This is a genomic window from Pseudomonas sp. TWI628 (assembly GCF_039673865.1).
GTDB lineage: Bacteria > Pseudomonadota > Gammaproteobacteria > Pseudomonadales > Pseudomonadaceae > Aquipseudomonas.
The window spans coordinates 48,228-64,790 of the sequence record NZ_JBDJMM010000010.1; the positions used below are offsets into that span (position 1 = coordinate 48,228).

Consider the following 16,563-nt stretch of genomic DNA (forward strand, 5'->3'; position numbering starts at 1 on the left):
ATACAATAAGGAACCCCCCATGTCGGTACATGAGGCGGCCCCGGCCGCGCACGAGACCCCGCAACAGCAACGCAAGCGCCTGCGCAAGGTGGCGGCGGCAACCATCTTCGGCTCGATGCTGGAGTGGTACGACTTCTACCTCTACGCGACCATGGCCGCGATCGTGTTCTCGAAGATCTTCTTCGATGCCAGCAACCCGGCGGTGGCCTCGCTACTGGCCTTCTCCACCTTCGCCATCGGCTTCATCGCCCGCCCCTTCGGCGGCATCCTGTTCGGCTACCTGGGCGACCGTTTCGGGCGCAAGCATGTGCTGGTGATCACCTTCTGCATGATGGGCGTGTGCACGGCGCTGATCGGGCTGATTCCAAGCTATGCCACCATCGGCATCTGGGCACCGATCCTGCTGGTGGTGATCCGCATCATCCAGGGCCTGGGCGCAGGGGCCGAGCTGTCCGGCGCGGCGGTGACCTCCTACGAGCATGCCAGCGAAGGCAAGCGCGGCAGCCAGGGCGCCTGGCCCGCGCTGGGGCTCAACCTGGGGCTGCTGCTGTCGTCGCTGACCGTGTACATGCTGACCATGAACGGCAACGACTTCCTCCTCGCCGGCGGCTGGCGCATCCCGTTCATTGCCAGCATCGCCCTGGTGGCGGTCGGCCTGTGGGTGCGCAAGAGCATCCCCGAGACGCCGGACTTCAAGGAACTCGACAAGGCCGACAGCAGCAAGCCGCAGGTGTCGCCGCTGAAGCTGCTGTTCAGGAACGACCTCAAAGGCCTGGCCGTGGTGTTCTTCGTGGCCATCGGCTACAACGCGCTGAGCTACATCTTCAAGACCTTCTCGCTGGCCTACCTGACCCAGTTCAAGGGCGTGCAAGCGCATGTCACCTCGCTGTCGGTGACCATCGCCAGCCTGGTGGCGATCTTCGCCGTGCCGTTCTTCGGCTGGCTGTGCGACCGCTGGAGCAGCAAGACCGTGCTGATGCTCGGCGGGGTCCTGTCGGCCTTGTTCGCCTACCCGTTCCTGCAGCTGTTGAGCACCGGTGAGCCCACCCAGATCTACATCGCCATCGCGATCGGCACCGGCATCCTCGCGCCGATGATGTTCGCCCCGCAGGGTTCGTTCTTAAGCCGCCAATTCCCGACCCAGACGCGCTCGTCGGGCTTTGGTACCGGCCGTGAGATCGGCACCGCGGTAGCCGGTGGCCTGGCGCCGCTGGGCGGCTTGGCGCTGGTGGCCGGGTCGGCTACCCATTCCACCGATGGCGTGGCGCTGATCCTGGCGATTGCCGGGGTGCTGGTGGTGGTGTTTGCCCTGTGCGACCAGGGGCGCAGGCACTCCACCTCGAAGAACTGAGCCGAAAAGCGTGCGGGCGCGCCCTGCAGCGACCGTGGCAGCGATAAAAATCCCGGCCTTCATTGGTCGGCGCCCCCCTGGATAGATTAAAGTATCAGCCCCTGCCAGGTCGCCCGCGACCTGGCGCAATCCCAGGAACCGCCGCCGATGGAACACCGTGAAGCGCTGATCGCGCTACGCACCTTTCTTTCCTCCCAGATCCTAGGCCAGGAGAAGCTGGTCGAGCGGCTGTTGATCGTGTTGCTGGCCGACGGCCACATGCTGGTCGAAGGTGCGCCCGGCCTGGCCAAGACCAAGGCCATCAAAGAACTGGCCGAAGGCATCGAGGCGCAGTTCCACCGCATCCAGTTCACCCCCGACCTGCTCCCGGCCGACATCACCGGCACCGAGATCTATCGCCCGGAAACCGGCAGCTTCGTGTTCCAGCAGGGGCCGATCTTCCACAACCTGGTGCTGGCCGACGAAATCAACCGCGCCCCGGCCAAGGTGCAGTCGGCGCTGCTCGAAGCCATGGCCGAGCGCCAGGTCAGCGTGGGCCGCAGCACCTACGACCTGTCGCCGCTGTTCCTGGTGATGGCCACGCAGAACCCGATCGAGCAGGAAGGCACCTACCCGCTGCCCGAAGCCCAGCTCGACCGCTTCCTGATGCACGTGAAGATTGGCTTCCCCGATGCCGCCGTGGAGCGCCGCATCCTCGCCCAGGCCCGTGGCGAAGCACTGGGCGGTGAAGTGAAGCCCGAGCGCCGGGTCAGCCAGCAGGCGATCTTTGCCGCGCGCAAGGAGATCCTTGGCCTGTACATGGCCGACGCCGTGGAGGAATACCTGGTGCAGCTGGTGATGGCCACCCGCACTCCGGCCAAGTTCGATGCCGAGCTGGCCGACTGGATCGCCTATGGCGCCAGCCCGCGCGGCTCGATCGCCCTTGACCGCTGCGCCCGTGCCCATGCCTGGCTGGCCGGGCGCGACTTCGTCAGCCCGGAAGACATCCAGGCGGTGCTGTTCGATGTGCTGCGCCACCGCATCATCCTGTCGTTCGAAGCCGAAGCCGCGGGGATCGACCAGGACCGCGTGGTCCAGCGCATTCTCGACGTCGTGGCCGTCGCCTGACCCATGCCCACCACGCAGCAGGCCGAACCCGGCATCCGCATCGGCCTCACCGAATTGATCGACATGCGCCACCGCGTGCGCGAGATCCAGCTGTTTTCCCGCCCTGGCCAGCGCAGCCCGCTGGTCGGCCTGCACCATTCCAAGCTGCGCGGGCGCGGCGTGGACTTCGACCAGGTGCGCGTGTACCAGGCCGGTGACGATGTGCGCAACATCGACTGGCGCGTTACCGCGCGCACCCAGGAGCCGCACACCAAGCTGTTCCACGAAGAACGCGAACGGCCGATCTTCATCCTCGTCGAGCAAAGCCAGCGCCTGTTCTTCGGCTCGGGGCTGATGTTCAAGTCGGTGCTCGCAGCCGAGGCTGCCGCGCTGTTCGGTTGGGCCGCGCTGGGCCACAACGACCGTATCGGCGGGCTGGTATTCGGCGACAACGAGCACCATGAGATCAAGCCACGGCGCAGCAAGCAGAGCCTGCTGCAGCTGCTCAACCGCCTGGCCAAGGTCAACCAGGCCCTGCACACCGAAGCTGCGCCGCAGGCCGACAACCTTGGCCTGGCCCTGCGCCGCGCCCGTGAAGTGCTGCGCCCCGGCAGCCTGGCCATCGTCATCTGCGACGAACGCTCGCTCAGCGCCCAGGCCGAGCAACACCTGGCGATGCTCTCGCGCCATTGCGACCTGCTGCTGATGCCAGTGTCCGACCCGCTCGACCACGCCCTGCCCGCCGCCGGCCTGCTGCGTTTCGCCCAGCGCGGTGCGCAGCTGGAGCTCGACACCCTGGACGCCAACCTGCGCCAGGCCTACCGTCAACAGGCCGAAGCGCGCATCGAGCGTTGGGAGCTGATGGCGCAGAAGCTGCGCGTAGTGCTTATGCCGCTGAGCACCCAGAGCGAGATGATCGAACAACTGCGCGAATACCTGAACGCCCAGCGCCCCGGGAGTGGCCAATGAACCCGCTGGACCAGCTACAACCGCTGATCGCACCGCCGGCGATCGGCCTGTGGCCGCCAGCACCGGGCTGGTGGCTGCTGCTCGCGCTGCTGCCGCTGCTGGCCTGGGGCCTGTGGCGGTTGCGCCGCTGGCGCCCGGGCAAGCGCCCGGTGGTGCGCGCCGAGCTGCCGCTCGACCCGGTGCGCCTGGAAGCCCTGGCCGAACTCGCCCGCCTGCCGCGCCCCTACGACGGCGCCCCGGCCGGCGCCTGGCTGCAGCAGATCAACGCCCTGCTCAAGCGCCTGTGCCGCAACCACTACCCCGGCGCCAACAGCCATACCTTGAACGGCCGCCAGTGGCTGGCCTTTCTCGACAACCGCTGCCCGGCCGCCGGCCTGACCCGCTGGATGGTGCTGGTCGAAGGCGCCTACAAGCCCGAGTGCAAACTTGACGACAAGGCCATCGTCGGGCTCAGCCAGGCGGTCGAAACCTGGATTCGCAAACATGTTTGAACTGGCCTGGCCGTGGATCTTCACACTGCTGCCGCTGCCGTGGCTGGCGCGCCTGCTGCTGCCCGCTGCCGACAGCGGCGAGCCGGTGCTCAAGGTCGGCTTCCTCGATGAACTCGAAGGCCTGGCCGGGCGCCGCGCACGCCTGAACCTGCCGACCCTGCGCCAGCAGGCGCCGTATGTCGTGATCTGGCTGTTGCTGCTGCTGGCCGCCGCCCGCCCGCAGTGGCTTGGCGAACCGGTGCCGGTGGCCTCCAGTGGCCGGGACCTGCTGGTGGCGGTGGATGTCTCGGGCTCGATGGACTTCCCCGACATGCAATGGAAAGACGAAGACATCAGCCGCCTGGACCTGGTAAAAGCACTGCTCGGCGACTTCCTGCAGGACCGCCAAGGCGACCGTGTCGGCCTGATCCTGTTCGGCAGCCAGGCCTACCTGCAAGCGCCGCTGACCTTCGACCGGCGCACCGTGCGCACCTTTCTCGACGAGGCGCAGATCGGCATCGCTGGCAAGAACACCGCCATCGGTGACGCCATCGGCCTGGCGGTCAAGCGCCTGCGCCAGCGCCCGGCACAAAGCCGGGTATTGGTGCTGGTCACCGACGGCGCCAACAACGGCGGGCAGATTCACCCGCTGACCGCCGCCCGCCTGGCCGCCCAGGAAGGCGTGCGCATCTACACCATCGGCATCGGCGCCAACCCCGAGGCCAGCGGCACACCCGGCCTGCTCGGCCTGAACCCGAGCCTGGACCTTGATGAAGCGTCGCTCAAGGAAATTGCCGACATCACCCACGGCGCCTACTTCCGCGCCCATGACGGCGCCGAGCTGAACGCCATCGGCGATACCCTCGATCAGCTTGAACCGGTTGCTCAACAGCCGACCCAGGCGCGCACGGCCAAAGCCCTGTATGCCTGGCCGCTGGCCTTGGCCCTGCTGCTCAGCGTGTTGCTGGTGGTGGCGGTGCAATGGCCCGACAACCTGCTGCACAAGGTGCTGCGCAAGCCGCGTTTCCTGCAGCCCCATCCGGAATGGCGCCAGCGCCTGAAACGCCTGCGCCTGAGGAAACGGCGATGATCGATCTCTGGCCACAATGGCTGCGCCCGCTCTGGCTGCTGGTGGTGCCCCTGCTCGGCTGGCTGCTGTTCAAGCTGTGGCACCGGCGCAAGCGCGCCGGGCGCTGGCAGATGATCCTGCCACCAGCCTTCCACCCGGTGCTGCTCGGCGGCGGCAGCGGCAGCAACAGCAAACTGCCCTGGGTGGCCCTGGGCCTGGCCTGGTTGCTGGTGGTGCTGGCCCTGCTCGGGCCGAGCTGGCAGCGCCTGGAAGAAACCCGCCAGCGCCCGGCCGACCCGCTGGTAATCCTGCTCGAACTGACCCCACAGATGCTTGCCGAAGACGTTGCGCCCAACCGCCTGGAACAGGCCCGGCGCAAGATCCTCGACTTGCTCGAACACCGCAATGACAGCCAGACCGCGCTGATCGTCTACGCCGGCAGTGCGCACACTCTGGTGCCGCTGTCGGATGACCTGGGTACCACGCGCAACCTGCTGGAAGCCATCGACCCGTCGATCATGCCCCAACCTGGCCAGCGCGCCGACCTGGCCGTGCAGAAAGGCCTGGCCCTGCTGGCCCAGAGCGGCCTCGGCCAGGGTCGCCTGCTGCTGGTCGGCTCGGCGCTGAGCGCGCCGGAGCGCCAGGGCATCTCCCAGGCCCTCGGCCGCCAGGGCCCGAGCCTGCTGATGCTCGGTATCGGCACCGGCGACGGCGCGCCAGTGCGCCAGGCCAATGGCGAATACCTCAAGGATGACCAGGGTGGCATCCTCCTGCCGCGGCTCGACAGTGCCAGCCTCAAGGCCTTCATCAGTGGCACCGGCGGGCGCTACCGCCATGCCCGCATCGACGACCTCGACCTGCGCGGCCTGGGCCTGTTCGACAACCCGCGCCACCTGCGCGATGCCGGCCAGACCCTGCAACTGGACAGCTGGGCCGACCAGGGTTACTGGCTGTTACTGCCGCTGTTGCTGCTGGCCGCCTGTGCCGGGCGCCGCGGTTGGCTGTTCTGCCTGCCACTGCTGCTGGCCCTGCCACAGCCGAGCCAGGCATTCGAACTCAACGACCTGTGGCTGCGCCCCGATCAACAGGGCCAGATGCTGCTGCGCAAGCAACGCCCGGCAGACGCCGCCCGGCACTTTCAGGACCCGCAATGGCGCGGCATGGCGCTGTACCAGGCCGGCGACTATGCCGGCGCCGCCGAGGCCTTTGCCCAGGGCGACAGCGCCGCAGCCCACTACAATCGAGGCAATGCCCTGGCCCGCAGCGGCGAACTGGAAGCCGCCCTGGATGCCTACGAACAGGCCCTGGAGCGCCAGCCCGACCTGCAGCCGGCACTGGCCAACCAGGCGCTGGTGCAGCAACTGCTGCAGCAACGCGAAGCCCAGGCCGAAGAACAACCGGCCAACAACGACACCCAAGGCACCCCAGGCAACGAAACCGAAGGCAACAGCAGCTCGGCCAGCAGCCCTGCCCAAGGCACGCCCGGCAGTGAAGAACAGGCCAGCGCGCAACAACCCGGTGAAGGCAGCAACAACAGCCAGGCGGCGCCTGGCAACCAGGGCGGCGATGACGACAGCATCACCCAGCCGCCGCAGCGCCCGGTATCGACCAGCCTCGATGCCGAACAGCGCCAGGCCCTGGAACAATGGCTGCGAGAGATCCCCGACAACCCGGCGGAGTTGTTGCGCCGCAAATTCTGGTATGAACAGCAATTGCATCAGGAAAAAACACGATGAGTCGCTTCGGCGTCTTTCTTCTCTGCCTGTTGTGGGCCGTCATGGCCCAGGCCCTACCCACGCTGCAGGCCAGCGTCGACCGCACGCGCCTGGAAGCCGGCGAAACCCTTGAGCTGACACTCGAAAGCCAGGACGTGACCCAGTTCGGCAAGCCCGACCTGCGCGCCCTGGACAGCGACTTCGAAGTGCGCGGCACACGCCAGTTGAACAGCCTGCACACCCTTGATGGCGAAACCCGCGCCAGCACCCGCTGGATCATCACCCTGCTGCCCCGGCACAGCGGCAGCCTGCGTATCCCCGAGCTGCAACTGGGCCAGTCGCACAGCCAGGCCATCGACCTGCAAGTGCTGCAGGCCGACGCCAGCCGCCCGGAAGTCGCCTCGCAAGTCTTCGTCGAAGCCACCCTGGACAGCCACGAGGTATACGTCCAGGCCCAGGCCGTGCTGACCCTGCGCATCTACCATTCGGTGTCGCTGTACGACGACAGCAGCCTGAGCCCGCTGCAGCTGGAAAACGCCAAGGTCGAGCCGCTGGGTGAGTCGCGCACCTACGAGAAGGAAATCAACGGCGTGCGCCACGGGGTGATCGAAACCCGCTACGCGGTGTATCCGCAGCAGAGCGGCGACCTGGACATTCCACCGCTGACCTTCACCGCCACCGCCGCCGACAACGCTCAGCAACCTGCCGGCGCTGCCCGGGTTGGCCGCCAGGTGCAGGTCAGTTCACTACCGCTGCGCCTGGCCGTGCGCCCTATCCCCGCCGCCTGGCCGGCCAATGTGCCGTGGCTGCCGGCACGTGACCTGAGCCTGGAAGAACACTGGAACCCCGACCCGGCCAGCCAGCAGCCACAGATCGGCGACTCGCTGACCCGAAACATCACACTACGCGCCGAAGGCCTGTCGAGCACCCAGCTGCCACAGCTGCCCGCCACCGAGATCGTCGGCCTGCGCCGCTACCCGGACCAGCCAGTGCTGCGCAACGAGATCAGCGAACGCGGCATGACCGCCAACCGCGAAGAGCGTGAAGCGCTGGTGCCGACCCACAGCGGCAAGCTGGCCCTGCCAGCAGTGGAAGTTACCTGGTGGAATACCCGCGAAGACCACCTGGAACAGAGCAGCCTGCCGGCGCGTATGCTGGACGTGCAGGACAACCCCGCGCTGAGCGCCGACACTCCGGTTGGCGACAGCAGCGGTGCCAGCCACCTGCTGTGGCCCTGGCAGCTCGCCACCCTGCTGTTCGCCCTGACCACGGTGCTGGGTTTCGCCCTGTGGTGGCGCGCCCGCTCGCAGCCGGCGGTGCTGCGTGCTGCGCAGAACGGGCCGAGTCCGCGTACCTTGCTCGACGATCTCAAGCGCGCCTGCCAGGCCAACGACCCGCAGGCTACACGTCAGGCGCTCGATGCCTGGGCGCGGCAGCAGCCGGAGACCCTGGCCGAGATGGCGGCGCGGTTTGTGCCGTTGTCGGATGCGCTGGATGGGTTGAACGGGGCTTTGTATAGCGAGAGTGGCCAGTATTGGCAGGGTGAGGATCTGTGGCGGGCGATCGGCACGATTCCGCCGGCGGAGCAGGTGTTGTTGCCTGCGGGCGAGACTGGGAGCTTGCCGCCGCTTTATCCGAAGTGAGCGGTGGGGCTCAGAGGTGCATGCCTTGGAATTTTCAGCGCCCTTGAGATCGAGCGCCGCCCGCGCGGCGCATCGCGGATAAATCCGCTCATTTGTTGCAAGATACCGAACCTGTTACGCCATGGTTGGCCGCCTTGGCGCATATCTTAAGCCCTACAAACAAGGCGAACAGCGGTGACCTCACAGGACTGATTGGCCCGAAACAGATGGAGCAGATTTATCCGCGATGCGCCGCGCGTGCGGCGCTCGATCTCACAGGCGCTGAATCTCTCTCGCCAGCCCCCTGGAAGTCCGGACGCAATCCTGTTTCGGGCCGATGCGTCCTTTGGCATTTGCGCACAACCGCTTTGGCGCAGGGCACACTATTGCGTACTACAAAGATTTCAAATGACACGCATGCCCTCGAATGGGTTCCAGCCTTGCTTGCCCGTGGTCTTTTTCAGGTAATAGGCATAGTTGGTCAGGACGCCATACATCACGCTGATCGCCACGTTGATGCCGGTATCCAGAGCCCGCGGTATAGCGATGCCGGTAGCACCTTGCAAAATTTGAATCGCCACAATGACGACTACCGAGATGCCCAGCAGGGACAGGTTCTTTTTCCAGAGGCCTAGCACGAACAAGTAGATCGGGCCGAAGAAGAAGGCGATGAAGTTCATTCCGATCAGCAGCCTTTTTCCGATGGGCGCGGCTTTCAGGGCGTCCTTGTAGGCGGCGCTGCTCGGGTTGCCGTACTGATCGAAGAAGGCGAAACGCTCTTGCCATTTCGGCTTGAGGTTGCCAGAGGTGAGTTGGGCTTGCGGGATACCTTCCATGGGGAGCTCCTGAACTTGTCATCCATGCATGTGCACTGGCCAGCTTATCCTGGCCGGCTCAGAGCGTAATTCAGGCAAGTGCCCGAAACAAGCCGATTGAGACTGGATGTATCGCTTGCCCCGCTGGGAGCAAATGCCTTGTCCCCCGGCTTGGGTTACCATACCCGCCTCCGCAAAGCCCATCATTCACGCCAAGCCCCCGGCTTGCTGACTCGACACCAACAGGTCATCCATGCGTCTGTTTCACACCTCCGACTGGCACCTGGGCCAAAGCCTGCACGGCCAGGAACGCGACTTCGAACACGCCTGCTTCCTCGACTGGCTGCTCGGCCAGCTGCGCCTGCGCCAGCCGGACGCGCTGCTGATCGCCGGTGACATCTTCGACACGGTCAACCCGCCGGTCAAAGCCCAGGAACGGCTCTACGACTTCATCGTCCAGGCCCACGAGCAACAGCCGAAGCTGGACATCGTGATGATCGCCGGCAACCACGACTCCGGCTCGCGCATCGAGCTGCCCGCCGCGCTGATGCGCCGCCTGCGCACCCACGCGCTGGGCCGGGTGCACTGGCTCGACGAGGGCCAGCTGGATGCCGAGCGCCTGCTGATCCCGCTGACCAACGGCCGTGGCAAGGTTGCCGCCTGGTGCCTGGCCCTGCCCTTCCTGCGCCCGGCCGAAGTGACCGGCCCGCAGCTGGGCGACGACTACCTGCAAGGCATCACCCAGGTGCACCAGCAACTGATTGGCGCGGCGCAGAAGAAGCGCAAGAAGGACCAGGCACTGATCGCCATCAGCCATGCACACATGGCCGGTGGCGCGGTGTCCGAAGACTCCGAGCGCAGCCTGATCATCGGCAACGCCGAGGCCCTGCCGGCCAAGCTGTTCGACACGTCGATCAGCTACGTGGCGCTCGGCCACCTGCACAAGCCGCAGAAGGTCAACCGCGAAAGCCGCATCCGCTACAGCGGCTCGCCGATTCCGCTGTCGTTCGCCGAAATCAACTACCCGCACCAAGTGCTGGAGGTCGAGCTGGAAGGCAGCCAACTGGTCAGCGTCGAGCCGCGCCCGGTACCGCGTGCGGTGGCCTTGCAACGGGTCGGCCCGGCGCCATTGGGCGAACTGCTTGCGCAACTGGCCGAGCTGCCGGTAATCGACCTGCTCGAAGACCCCAATCGCCAGCCCTGGCTGGAGGTGCGGGTAGTGCTGGATGAGCCGCAACCCGACCTGCGCCAGCAGATCGAAACCGCGCTTGAAGGCAAGGCCGTGCGGTTGATCCGTATCAGCGCCGAATACGCCGGCCGCAACAACAGCGAAGACGATGACCTGCAATTCGTCGAGCTGGCGCAAATGACCCCACAGGACCTGTTCAGCCGCGCCTGGGAGCAAGCCTACGGCAACCCCGTCGACGAGCAGGCCCTGGCCGATTTCGCCCTGCTGCTGCAGGACGTCCAGCTGGAAGAGGAACAGCCATGAAGATTCTTGCTATCCGCCTGAAGAACCTGGCATCCCTGGCCGGCCCGGTCGACATCGACTTCACTGCCGAGCCCCTGGCCAGCGCCGGCCTGTTCGCCATCACCGGGCCGACCGGCGCCGGCAAGAGCACCTTGCTCGATGCCCTGTGCCTGGCCCTGTTCGGCACCGTGCCGCGGCTGAACGACATCGGCCGCGAAGCCAAGGTGCCGGACGCCGACGGCGAAATCCCCACGTCGGACCCGCGCAACCTGCTGCGCCGTGGCACCGGCAGCGGCTTTGCCGAAGTCGACTTCGTCGGCATCGACGGCCACCGTTACCGCGCCCGCTGGGAAGCCAACCGCGCCCGCGACAAGGCCAATGGCAAGCTGCAGCTCAGCCGCCAGAGCCTGTACGACCTGGACAGCGAACAGGTGCTGGGCAGTGGCAAGAACGAATACAAGCAACTGATCGAAGCCCGCCTGGGCCTGAATTTCGAACAGTTCACCCGCGCGGTGATGCTGGCGCAAAGTGAATTCGGTGCCTTCCTCAAGGCCGACGACAAAGAGCGCAGCGAGCTGCTGGAAAAGCTCACCAACACCGCCATCTACACCCGCCTCGGCCAGCGCGCCTTCAGCAAGGCTCGGGAAACCGCCGAAATCCACAATGCCCTGAAGGAGCGCGCCAGCCACTTGCTGCCGATGGCCGCCGAAGCCCGCGTCGAACTCGACCAGCGCCTGGAGCAGGCGTTGCAGCAGTTCAAGGCCGACCAGGCCGGCGAGCGCGAGCTGGAGCAGCAACGCAACTGGCTCAATGAACAACGCCAGCTGCAGGCCCAGCACGCCGAAGCCGGCGCCACCCTGCAAGCCGCCGAACAGCACTGGCAGCAGCTGGCCGAGCAGCGCCTCGACCTGCAACGCCTGGAGCGCCTGGCGCCGCAGCGCCACCAGTTCCACCGCCAGCGGATGCTCGGCGCGCAACTGGCACCGCTGGCGGCGCAGATCGCCGAGCAGCAGCGCCAGCAAACCGAGCTGCAGACGCGTACCGCAGCGCTGGAACAGGCACTGCTGGCGTCTCGTGAGGCCCTGGCGCAGAGCCAGACCCTGCACAGCGAAAATGCCCCGCGCCTGCGCCAGGCCTTCGCTGGCCAGGACAACCTGGTGCGTCTGGATCAGGAACTGGCGGGGCAACGCAGCGCCTGCGAGCAAGCCACACAGCAGGTTGCCGAAGCCCAGCAGCAACTGCAGCAAACAGAAGAAAACCAGCAACGCAGCCAACAGCAACTGGCACAGATCGACACGGCCCTGGCCGACAGCCAGCACCTGGCTGGCCTGGCCAATGCCTGGCAGGCCTACCTGCCGCAACTCAAGCAGGTGATGCTGATCGGTGGCCGCCTGGCCAAGGGCCGCGAGGAACTGCCGGGCCTGCAGGCCCAGGCCAGCCAGGCCAATGTTCAGTTGCAGACCCAGCGCGACCACTTCGAGCTGCTATTCCGCGAAGCCAAGGCCGAACCCCAGGCCCTGGCCGAACAGATCGACCTGCTCGGCAACATGCTGCAGGACAACCGCAAACAGCAACGCGCCGTCGAGGAACTGTCGCGCCTGCATGGCCGTGAACTGGAACTGCGCCAGCAGCTCGATGCCCTGCGCGAGCGTCAGCAGCAGGCCATGCAGCAACGCCAGCAACTGATCGGCGAAGGGACTGCGGCCAAGGCCGAGCTGGAAGCCGCCGAGCAGGCACTCAGCCTTACCCGTCAGTTGCTGGAACGCCAGCGTCTGGCACGCAATACCAGCGTCGAAGAACTGCGCGGTCAGTTGCGCGATGGCGAGCCCTGCCCGGTCTGCGGCAGCGCCGAACACCCGTTCCATCAACCCGAAGCCTTGCTGCAGAGCCTCGGTCGCCATGACCAGGCTGAAGAACAGGCCGCACAGAAACAGGTCGAAACCCTCAACGGCAAGCTGGTCGAACTGCGCACCCAGCTCGGCGTGGTCAACGCCCAGCTCAAGGACTATCAGCAGCAACAGCAGCAGCTTGGCGAACAGCTGCAGCCGCTGGTGGCGCAGGTGCAGGCGCACAGCCTCTGGCCTGCCCTCGCCCCACAGGACGACAAGGCCCGCAGCGCCTGGCTCGACAGCCAGCTGCGGCGCCTGGACGAAGAAATCGGCAAGGACGAGAAGCGCCAGAGTGCACTGCTCGCCCTGCAGAAGGATGCCGCTCGCCTCACCCAGCAGCTGCAGGCGGCAGAGCAAGCCCAGCAGCAGGCCCAGCGCCATCTCGAGCAGCAGCACCAGGCCCTGGCCAGCGATGAACAACAGCTGGAACAAAGCCTCAAGGACCTGGCCGATGTGCTCCCGGGCGAGGTACTCGATGCCTTGAGCGATGATCCGGCCAATGCCTTCCTGGCGCTTGACCAGCAAATTGCCCAGCGCCTGCAACAGTTGGAGCAGCGCAAGGATGAGCTGCAAGAACAGCAAACACGCCAAGTGCAACTGGACAAGCTGCGCGACCAGCAGCAAGCCCGCGTGCACGCTTTGGCGCAGGCGCAGCAGCAGTTGGCGGCACTCCAGACGCAGCGGCAGCAGGCTCAGGCCGCCCTGGCCGAGCTGCTTGGCGAGCAGGCCAGTGCTGAAGCCTGGCAACTGCACATGGACAGCCAGCTGGAACAGGCCCGCGCCGTCGACGCGGACACCGCCCAGCGCCTGCAGGATCTGCGTACCCAAGGTGTGCAACTGGCCAGCGAACTGAAGGCCAATATCCAGCAGCAGCAGGCGCTGGAAAGCGAGTGCCAGCAGCTGCAGGGTGACATCGCCCAGTGGCGCGCCGAGCATCCGGAGCTGGACGACGCCGGGCTGGATCGCCTGCTGGCCATCGACGACGCCCAGCTGGCCGAGCTGCGCCAGTGCCTGCAAGGTGCCGAGAAAGCCATCGAGCAGAGCCGTGTGCTGCTCCAGGAACGCGAACAGCGCCTGCAGCAACACGCCGCGCAGATGAGCGTCGAGGCCTCGGTCGAAGACCTTGAGCAAGCGCTGGGCGCGCTGCGCGAGCGGCTGGCCGGCCATGAACAGCAATGCGCCGAACTGCGCGCACAGCAGGCTGACGACCAGCGCCGCCAGCAGGCGAGCCAGGCCCTGGCCGGGGAAATCGAGCAGGCCCACCAGCAATGGCAGCGCTGGGCGCGTCTGAACGCGCTGATCGGCTCTGCCTCGGGCGACGTGTTCCGCAAGATCGCCCAGGGCTACAACCTCGACCTGCTGCTGCACCACGCCAACGCCCAGCTGCGCCAGCTGGCGCGCCGCTACCGCCTCAAGCGCGGCGGCAGTGCCCTGGGCCTGCTGGTGCTGGACACCGAAATGGGCGACGAACTGCGTTCGGTGCACTCGCTGTCCGGTGGTGAAACCTTCCTGGTCTCGCTGGCACTGGCCCTGGGCCTGGCATCGATGGCCTCAAGCACCCTGCGCATCGAGTCGCTGTTCATTGATGAAGGTTTCGGCAGCCTTGACCCTGAGTCGCTGCAACTGGCCATGGACGCCCTCGACGGCCTGCAGGCACAAGGCCGCAAGGTCGCGGTGATCTCCCACGTGCAGGAAATGCACGAGCGCATTCCGGTGCAGATCCAGGTGCGCCGCCAGGGCAATGGCCTGAGCGACGTGGAGGTGTGCGGGTGATCCTCTACTCGTTCCGCCGTTGCCCGTGGGCGATGCGTGCGCGCCTGGCGCTGCGCTATGCCGGCTGTGCGGTGGAGATCGTCCAGGTGGCGATGAAGAACAAGCCGGCAGAGCTGCTGGCCTTGTCGCCCAAAGGCACGGTGCCGGTGCTGGATACCGGTACCGGTGTACTGGAAGAGAGCCTGGACATCATGCGTTGGGCGCTCGAACAGCACGACCCACAGGACTGGCGCCTGCAAGCCGACCCGGCCGCCGCGCAGCACGCCGAGGCGCTGATTGCCCGCAACGACAGCACGTTCAAGGCGCAGGTGAACCTGTACAAGTACGCCGAGCGCTACCCGGAGTACTCACGCGAGCACTATCGCCAGCAGGCCGAAGCCTGGTTGGCGGCGCTTGAACAGTTGCTCGAAGGCAGGCCGTACTTGCTGGCCGATCACCCGAGCCTTGCCGATGCCGCGCTGCTGCCCCTGATGCGCCAGTTTGCCGGGGTCGAACCGCTGTGGTTCGCCGAGGCGGCTTATCCGCGAGTGCGGAGCTGGCTGGAGGGGTGGTTGGCGTCGCAGCTGTTCAAGTCAGTGATGGCCAAGTGAACCCTGTAAGCGGGTTGGGTCAGTGGCTGTGCTTGCCACTCAAGGCCGCATGGAAATGGGCGCTCTGACGCAGGTACTGCTCGGTGTAGCTGTGGGTGGCCGTGGTCTTGCTGCTGTCGGCATGGGCATGGGCCGGCAGCACGACAGACGCGGAGATGGCGGATGCGGCAATCACGGGGAAGAGATTGAAGTTCATGATGGCTGACCTCGACTGGAGTGGTTTGACGTTCAGCCGCTTGGGCCTTGGGTCAAACTTACGCCGCTGAGGTCGCCCGCAGAAATTCTTTGCGCTGGTAAGGATTATTACCCGTATCGATAGTCCTTGTAGCAAGCCTCACTCGATGAACTTGAGATCCGAAGGCGCATCCTGGCTGAAGGCCTGCACCGTCTCACCCAGCTTGCCGCTGCGCGGGTCGCGGCGCATGACCACGATCTGGTTGCTCTTCTGGTTGGCCACCAGCAGGAAGTTGTCGCTCGGGTCCAGGGCGAACTCCCGCGGGTGGTCGCCTTCCACCGAGCGGCGCTGCAGGAAGGTCAGCTGGCCATCGGCCTTGCCCACGCTGAACACCACGATCTGGTTAGCCGTGCCGCGGTTGCTGACATACAGGAAGCGCCCGTCCGCCGACAGGTGCAGGCCACCCGAGGCCTTGGCGGCGGCGTCCTGCTGGTCGCTCAGCGGCAGGCGCTGACGTTCCAGCAAAGCATCGTCCTTGACGTCGAACATCACCACTTCGCCGCTCATTTCCAGCGTCAGGTAGGCATGCTGGCCCTTGGCATCGAACAGCAGATGACGCGGCCCGCTTCCGGGCGGCAGGTCCACCGACGCCGGGATCGCCGGGCTCAACGGGTGATCGACACTGGCGCCGTCGTAACGATAGATGAATACCTTGTCGGCACCCAGGTCGCAGGCATACAGGTGCAGGCCATTCGGTGACAGCACCAGCGAATGCACGTGGGCCCCGGCCTGGCGCTCGGGGTTGACGCCACTGGGCTTGTGCCGCAGCTGCTGCACCACGTCCTTGAGCTTGCCGTCCTTGGCCACCGGGATCACCACCAGGCTGCCGCCCGGGTCGGGCGCGACGGCGTAGTTGGCGACGAACAGGTAGCGCTGGTCGCGGCTCAGGCTGGCGTGGGTCGGCTCGTCGCCACGGCTGGCCACCTGGTTAAGCGGCTTGATCTCGCCCTTGGCGCTGACGCTGAAGCTGCTGACATGGCCGTTGCGGGTTTCATTGACTGCGAACAACTGGCGCTGGTCGGCCGACAGCACCAGCCACGACGGGCTGACGCTCTTGACCACCTGCTGCGGCGTTGGGGCGATCTGCCCCGTCTTGCTGTCGAACGTGTAGCGGTAGATGCCCTGGCTCTGGCCGTCGGTGTAGCTGCCCACCAGCAACGTGGCGGCGTGGGCGGTGATTGTCAGGCTCATCAGGCTAGCGGTCAGCAGGCTCGTCCAGATCCGGTTCATCATCGTCTTCATCCGGGGCGCGAAAGGCACTCATACAGACTAGACGATGCTCGCCCTGAACATCGTTGAGTTGCCATTGATCATTGGCACCGACGGCGGCAGCGATCTGCTCAGGGGTGAAGGACCAGCGGCGACGCTGGCGGCCATCCATACACTCGATGGTCAGGCCGGACTCGTCGCAGGTGAAGTCGAAGGCGTGCAGGCCGTCGATCAGGAGCATGTCGCAGGATGCGAGGGCGGTGGCGAGGGGGGACATGGGGATACCGATCAAAAATGAG

Annotated in this window: 14 protein-coding genes; 10 read left to right on the plus strand and 4 right to left on the minus strand. The window is 66.2% G+C overall.

What is annotated here, in order from left to right; all coding sequences use genetic code 11:
• Window positions 1-19: 19 nt before the first annotated feature.
• From ABE528_RS09685 to ABE528_RS09715, 7 genes are all read left to right on the plus strand, one after another.
• On the plus strand, window positions 20-1,351 hold the full coding sequence (locus ABE528_RS09685; protein WP_346652799.1) for an MFS transporter: 1,332 nt from the start codon (window positions 20-22) through the stop codon (window positions 1,349-1,351).
• Window positions 1,352-1,498: 147 nt separating this feature from the next.
• Window positions 1,499-2,458, plus strand: a complete 960-nt coding sequence (locus tag ABE528_RS09690) for a MoxR family ATPase (protein WP_027919334.1) — start codon at window positions 1,499-1,501, stop codon at window positions 2,456-2,458.
• Between the two features lie 3 nt (window positions 2,459-2,461).
• Window positions 2,462-3,406 (plus strand): DUF58 domain-containing protein, encoded by a 945-nt coding sequence (locus ABE528_RS09695; protein ID WP_152955798.1) that lies wholly within the window; start codon window positions 2,462-2,464, stop codon window positions 3,404-3,406.
• Window positions 3,403-3,897 carry a DUF4381 domain-containing protein gene (locus ABE528_RS09700; RefSeq protein WP_152955797.1) on the plus strand — a complete coding sequence of 165 codons (495 nt, stop codon included), beginning with the start codon at window positions 3,403-3,405 and terminating at the stop codon, window positions 3,895-3,897. The genes ABE528_RS09695 and ABE528_RS09700 overlap by 4 nt, the downstream gene beginning before the upstream one ends.
• Window positions 3,890-4,966, plus strand: coding sequence for a VWA domain-containing protein (locus ABE528_RS09705; RefSeq protein ID WP_152955796.1), 1,077 nt, complete (start codon window positions 3,890-3,892; stop codon window positions 4,964-4,966). The genes ABE528_RS09700 and ABE528_RS09705 overlap by 8 nt, the downstream gene beginning before the upstream one ends.
• On the plus strand, window positions 4,963-6,681 hold the full coding sequence (locus ABE528_RS09710) for a tetratricopeptide repeat protein (RefSeq protein ID WP_346652800.1): 1,719 nt from the start codon (window positions 4,963-4,965) through the stop codon (window positions 6,679-6,681). The genes ABE528_RS09705 and ABE528_RS09710 overlap by 4 nt, the downstream gene beginning before the upstream one ends.
• Window positions 6,678-8,303, plus strand: a complete 1,626-nt coding sequence (locus ABE528_RS09715; protein ID WP_346652801.1) for a BatD family protein — start codon at window positions 6,678-6,680, stop codon at window positions 8,301-8,303. The genes ABE528_RS09710 and ABE528_RS09715 overlap by 4 nt, the downstream gene beginning before the upstream one ends.
• Before the next feature lie 383 nt (window positions 8,304-8,686).
• Here ABE528_RS09715 and ABE528_RS09720 read toward each other — a convergent pair whose 3' ends face one another.
• Complete coding sequence (locus ABE528_RS09720) at window positions 8,687-9,118, minus strand: DUF2628 domain-containing protein (protein ID WP_346652802.1); 432 nt, start codon at window positions 9,116-9,118, stop codon at window positions 8,687-8,689.
• A gap of 232 nt (window positions 9,119-9,350) precedes the next feature.
• Between ABE528_RS09720 and ABE528_RS09725 the strand changes: the two genes are divergently transcribed.
• From ABE528_RS09725 to ABE528_RS09735, 3 genes are read left to right on the plus strand one after another with little or no spacing between them, the layout of a single operon-like run.
• Complete coding sequence (locus tag ABE528_RS09725) at window positions 9,351-10,589, plus strand: exonuclease SbcCD subunit D C-terminal domain-containing protein (protein ID WP_152955788.1); 1,239 nt, start codon at window positions 9,351-9,353, stop codon at window positions 10,587-10,589.
• Window positions 10,586-14,230, plus strand: a complete 3,645-nt coding sequence (locus ABE528_RS09730) for an AAA family ATPase (RefSeq protein ID WP_346652803.1) — start codon at window positions 10,586-10,588, stop codon at window positions 14,228-14,230. Before ABE528_RS09725 ends, ABE528_RS09730 begins: the two co-directional genes overlap by 4 nt.
• Entirely contained in the window at window positions 14,227-14,820 is a 594-nt protein-coding gene (locus ABE528_RS09735) for a glutathione S-transferase (RefSeq protein ID WP_346652804.1), read from the plus strand. Before ABE528_RS09730 ends, ABE528_RS09735 begins: the two co-directional genes overlap by 4 nt.
• Window positions 14,821-14,839: 19 nt before the next feature.
• Here the strand turns inward: ABE528_RS09735 and ABE528_RS09740 are convergent, their stop codons facing one another.
• The 3 genes from ABE528_RS09740 to ABE528_RS09750 all read right to left on the minus strand — a co-directional run bounded on the left by ABE528_RS09740 (window position 14,840) and on the right by ABE528_RS09750 (window position 16,541).
• Window positions 14,840-15,016: a hypothetical protein gene (locus tag ABE528_RS09740; protein ID WP_178120052.1), complete on the minus strand. Its 177-nt coding sequence runs from the start codon at window positions 15,014-15,016 to the stop codon at window positions 14,840-14,842.
• Between the two features lie 138 nt (window positions 15,017-15,154).
• The gene (locus ABE528_RS09745) at window positions 15,155-16,285 is read right to left on the minus strand and encodes a lactonase family protein (protein WP_346652845.1); all 1,131 of its coding nucleotides are present in this window, start codon (window positions 16,283-16,285) and stop codon (window positions 15,155-15,157) included.
• Window positions 16,251-16,541, minus strand: coding sequence for a DUF5629 family protein (locus ABE528_RS09750; RefSeq protein ID WP_152955785.1), 291 nt, complete (start codon window positions 16,539-16,541; stop codon window positions 16,251-16,253). Before ABE528_RS09750 ends, ABE528_RS09745 begins: the two co-directional genes overlap by 35 nt.
• Window positions 16,542-16,563 lie beyond the last annotated feature (22 nt).

What these genes read in the sequence shown, in the direction of transcription:
- ABE528_RS09685 (WP_346652799.1), top strand. Translation starts at nt 20, where the DNA reads ATGTCGGTACATGAGGCGGCCCCGGCCGCGCACGAGACCCCGCAACAG.
- ABE528_RS09690 (WP_027919334.1), top strand. Translation starts at nt 1,499, where the DNA reads ATGGAACACCGTGAAGCGCTGATCGCGCTACGCACCTTTCTTTCCTCC.
- ABE528_RS09695 (WP_152955798.1), top strand. Translation starts at nt 2,462, where the DNA reads ATGCCCACCACGCAGCAGGCCGAACCCGGCATCCGCATCGGCCTCACC.
- ABE528_RS09700 (WP_152955797.1), top strand. Translation starts at nt 3,403, where the DNA reads ATGAACCCGCTGGACCAGCTACAACCGCTGATCGCACCGCCGGCGATC.
- ABE528_RS09705 (WP_152955796.1), top strand. Translation starts at nt 3,890, where the DNA reads ATGTTTGAACTGGCCTGGCCGTGGATCTTCACACTGCTGCCGCTGCCG.
- ABE528_RS09710 (WP_346652800.1), top strand. Translation starts at nt 4,963, where the DNA reads ATGATCGATCTCTGGCCACAATGGCTGCGCCCGCTCTGGCTGCTGGTG.
- ABE528_RS09715 (WP_346652801.1), top strand. Translation starts at nt 6,678, where the DNA reads ATGAGTCGCTTCGGCGTCTTTCTTCTCTGCCTGTTGTGGGCCGTCATG.
- ABE528_RS09720 (WP_346652802.1), bottom strand. Translation starts at nt 9,118, where the DNA reads ATGGAAGGTATCCCGCAAGCCCAACTCACCTCTGGCAACCTCAAGCCG.
- ABE528_RS09725 (WP_152955788.1), top strand. Translation starts at nt 9,351, where the DNA reads ATGCGTCTGTTTCACACCTCCGACTGGCACCTGGGCCAAAGCCTGCAC.
- ABE528_RS09730 (WP_346652803.1), top strand. Translation starts at nt 10,586, where the DNA reads ATGAAGATTCTTGCTATCCGCCTGAAGAACCTGGCATCCCTGGCCGGC.
- ABE528_RS09740 (WP_178120052.1), bottom strand. Translation starts at nt 15,016, where the DNA reads ATGAACTTCAATCTCTTCCCCGTGATTGCCGCATCCGCCATCTCCGCG.
- ABE528_RS09745 (WP_346652845.1), bottom strand. Translation starts at nt 16,285, where the DNA reads ATGAACCGGATCTGGACGAGCCTGCTGACCGCTAGCCTGATGAGCCTG.
- ABE528_RS09750 (WP_152955785.1), bottom strand. Translation starts at nt 16,541, where the DNA reads ATGTCCCCCCTCGCCACCGCCCTCGCATCCTGCGACATGCTCCTGATC.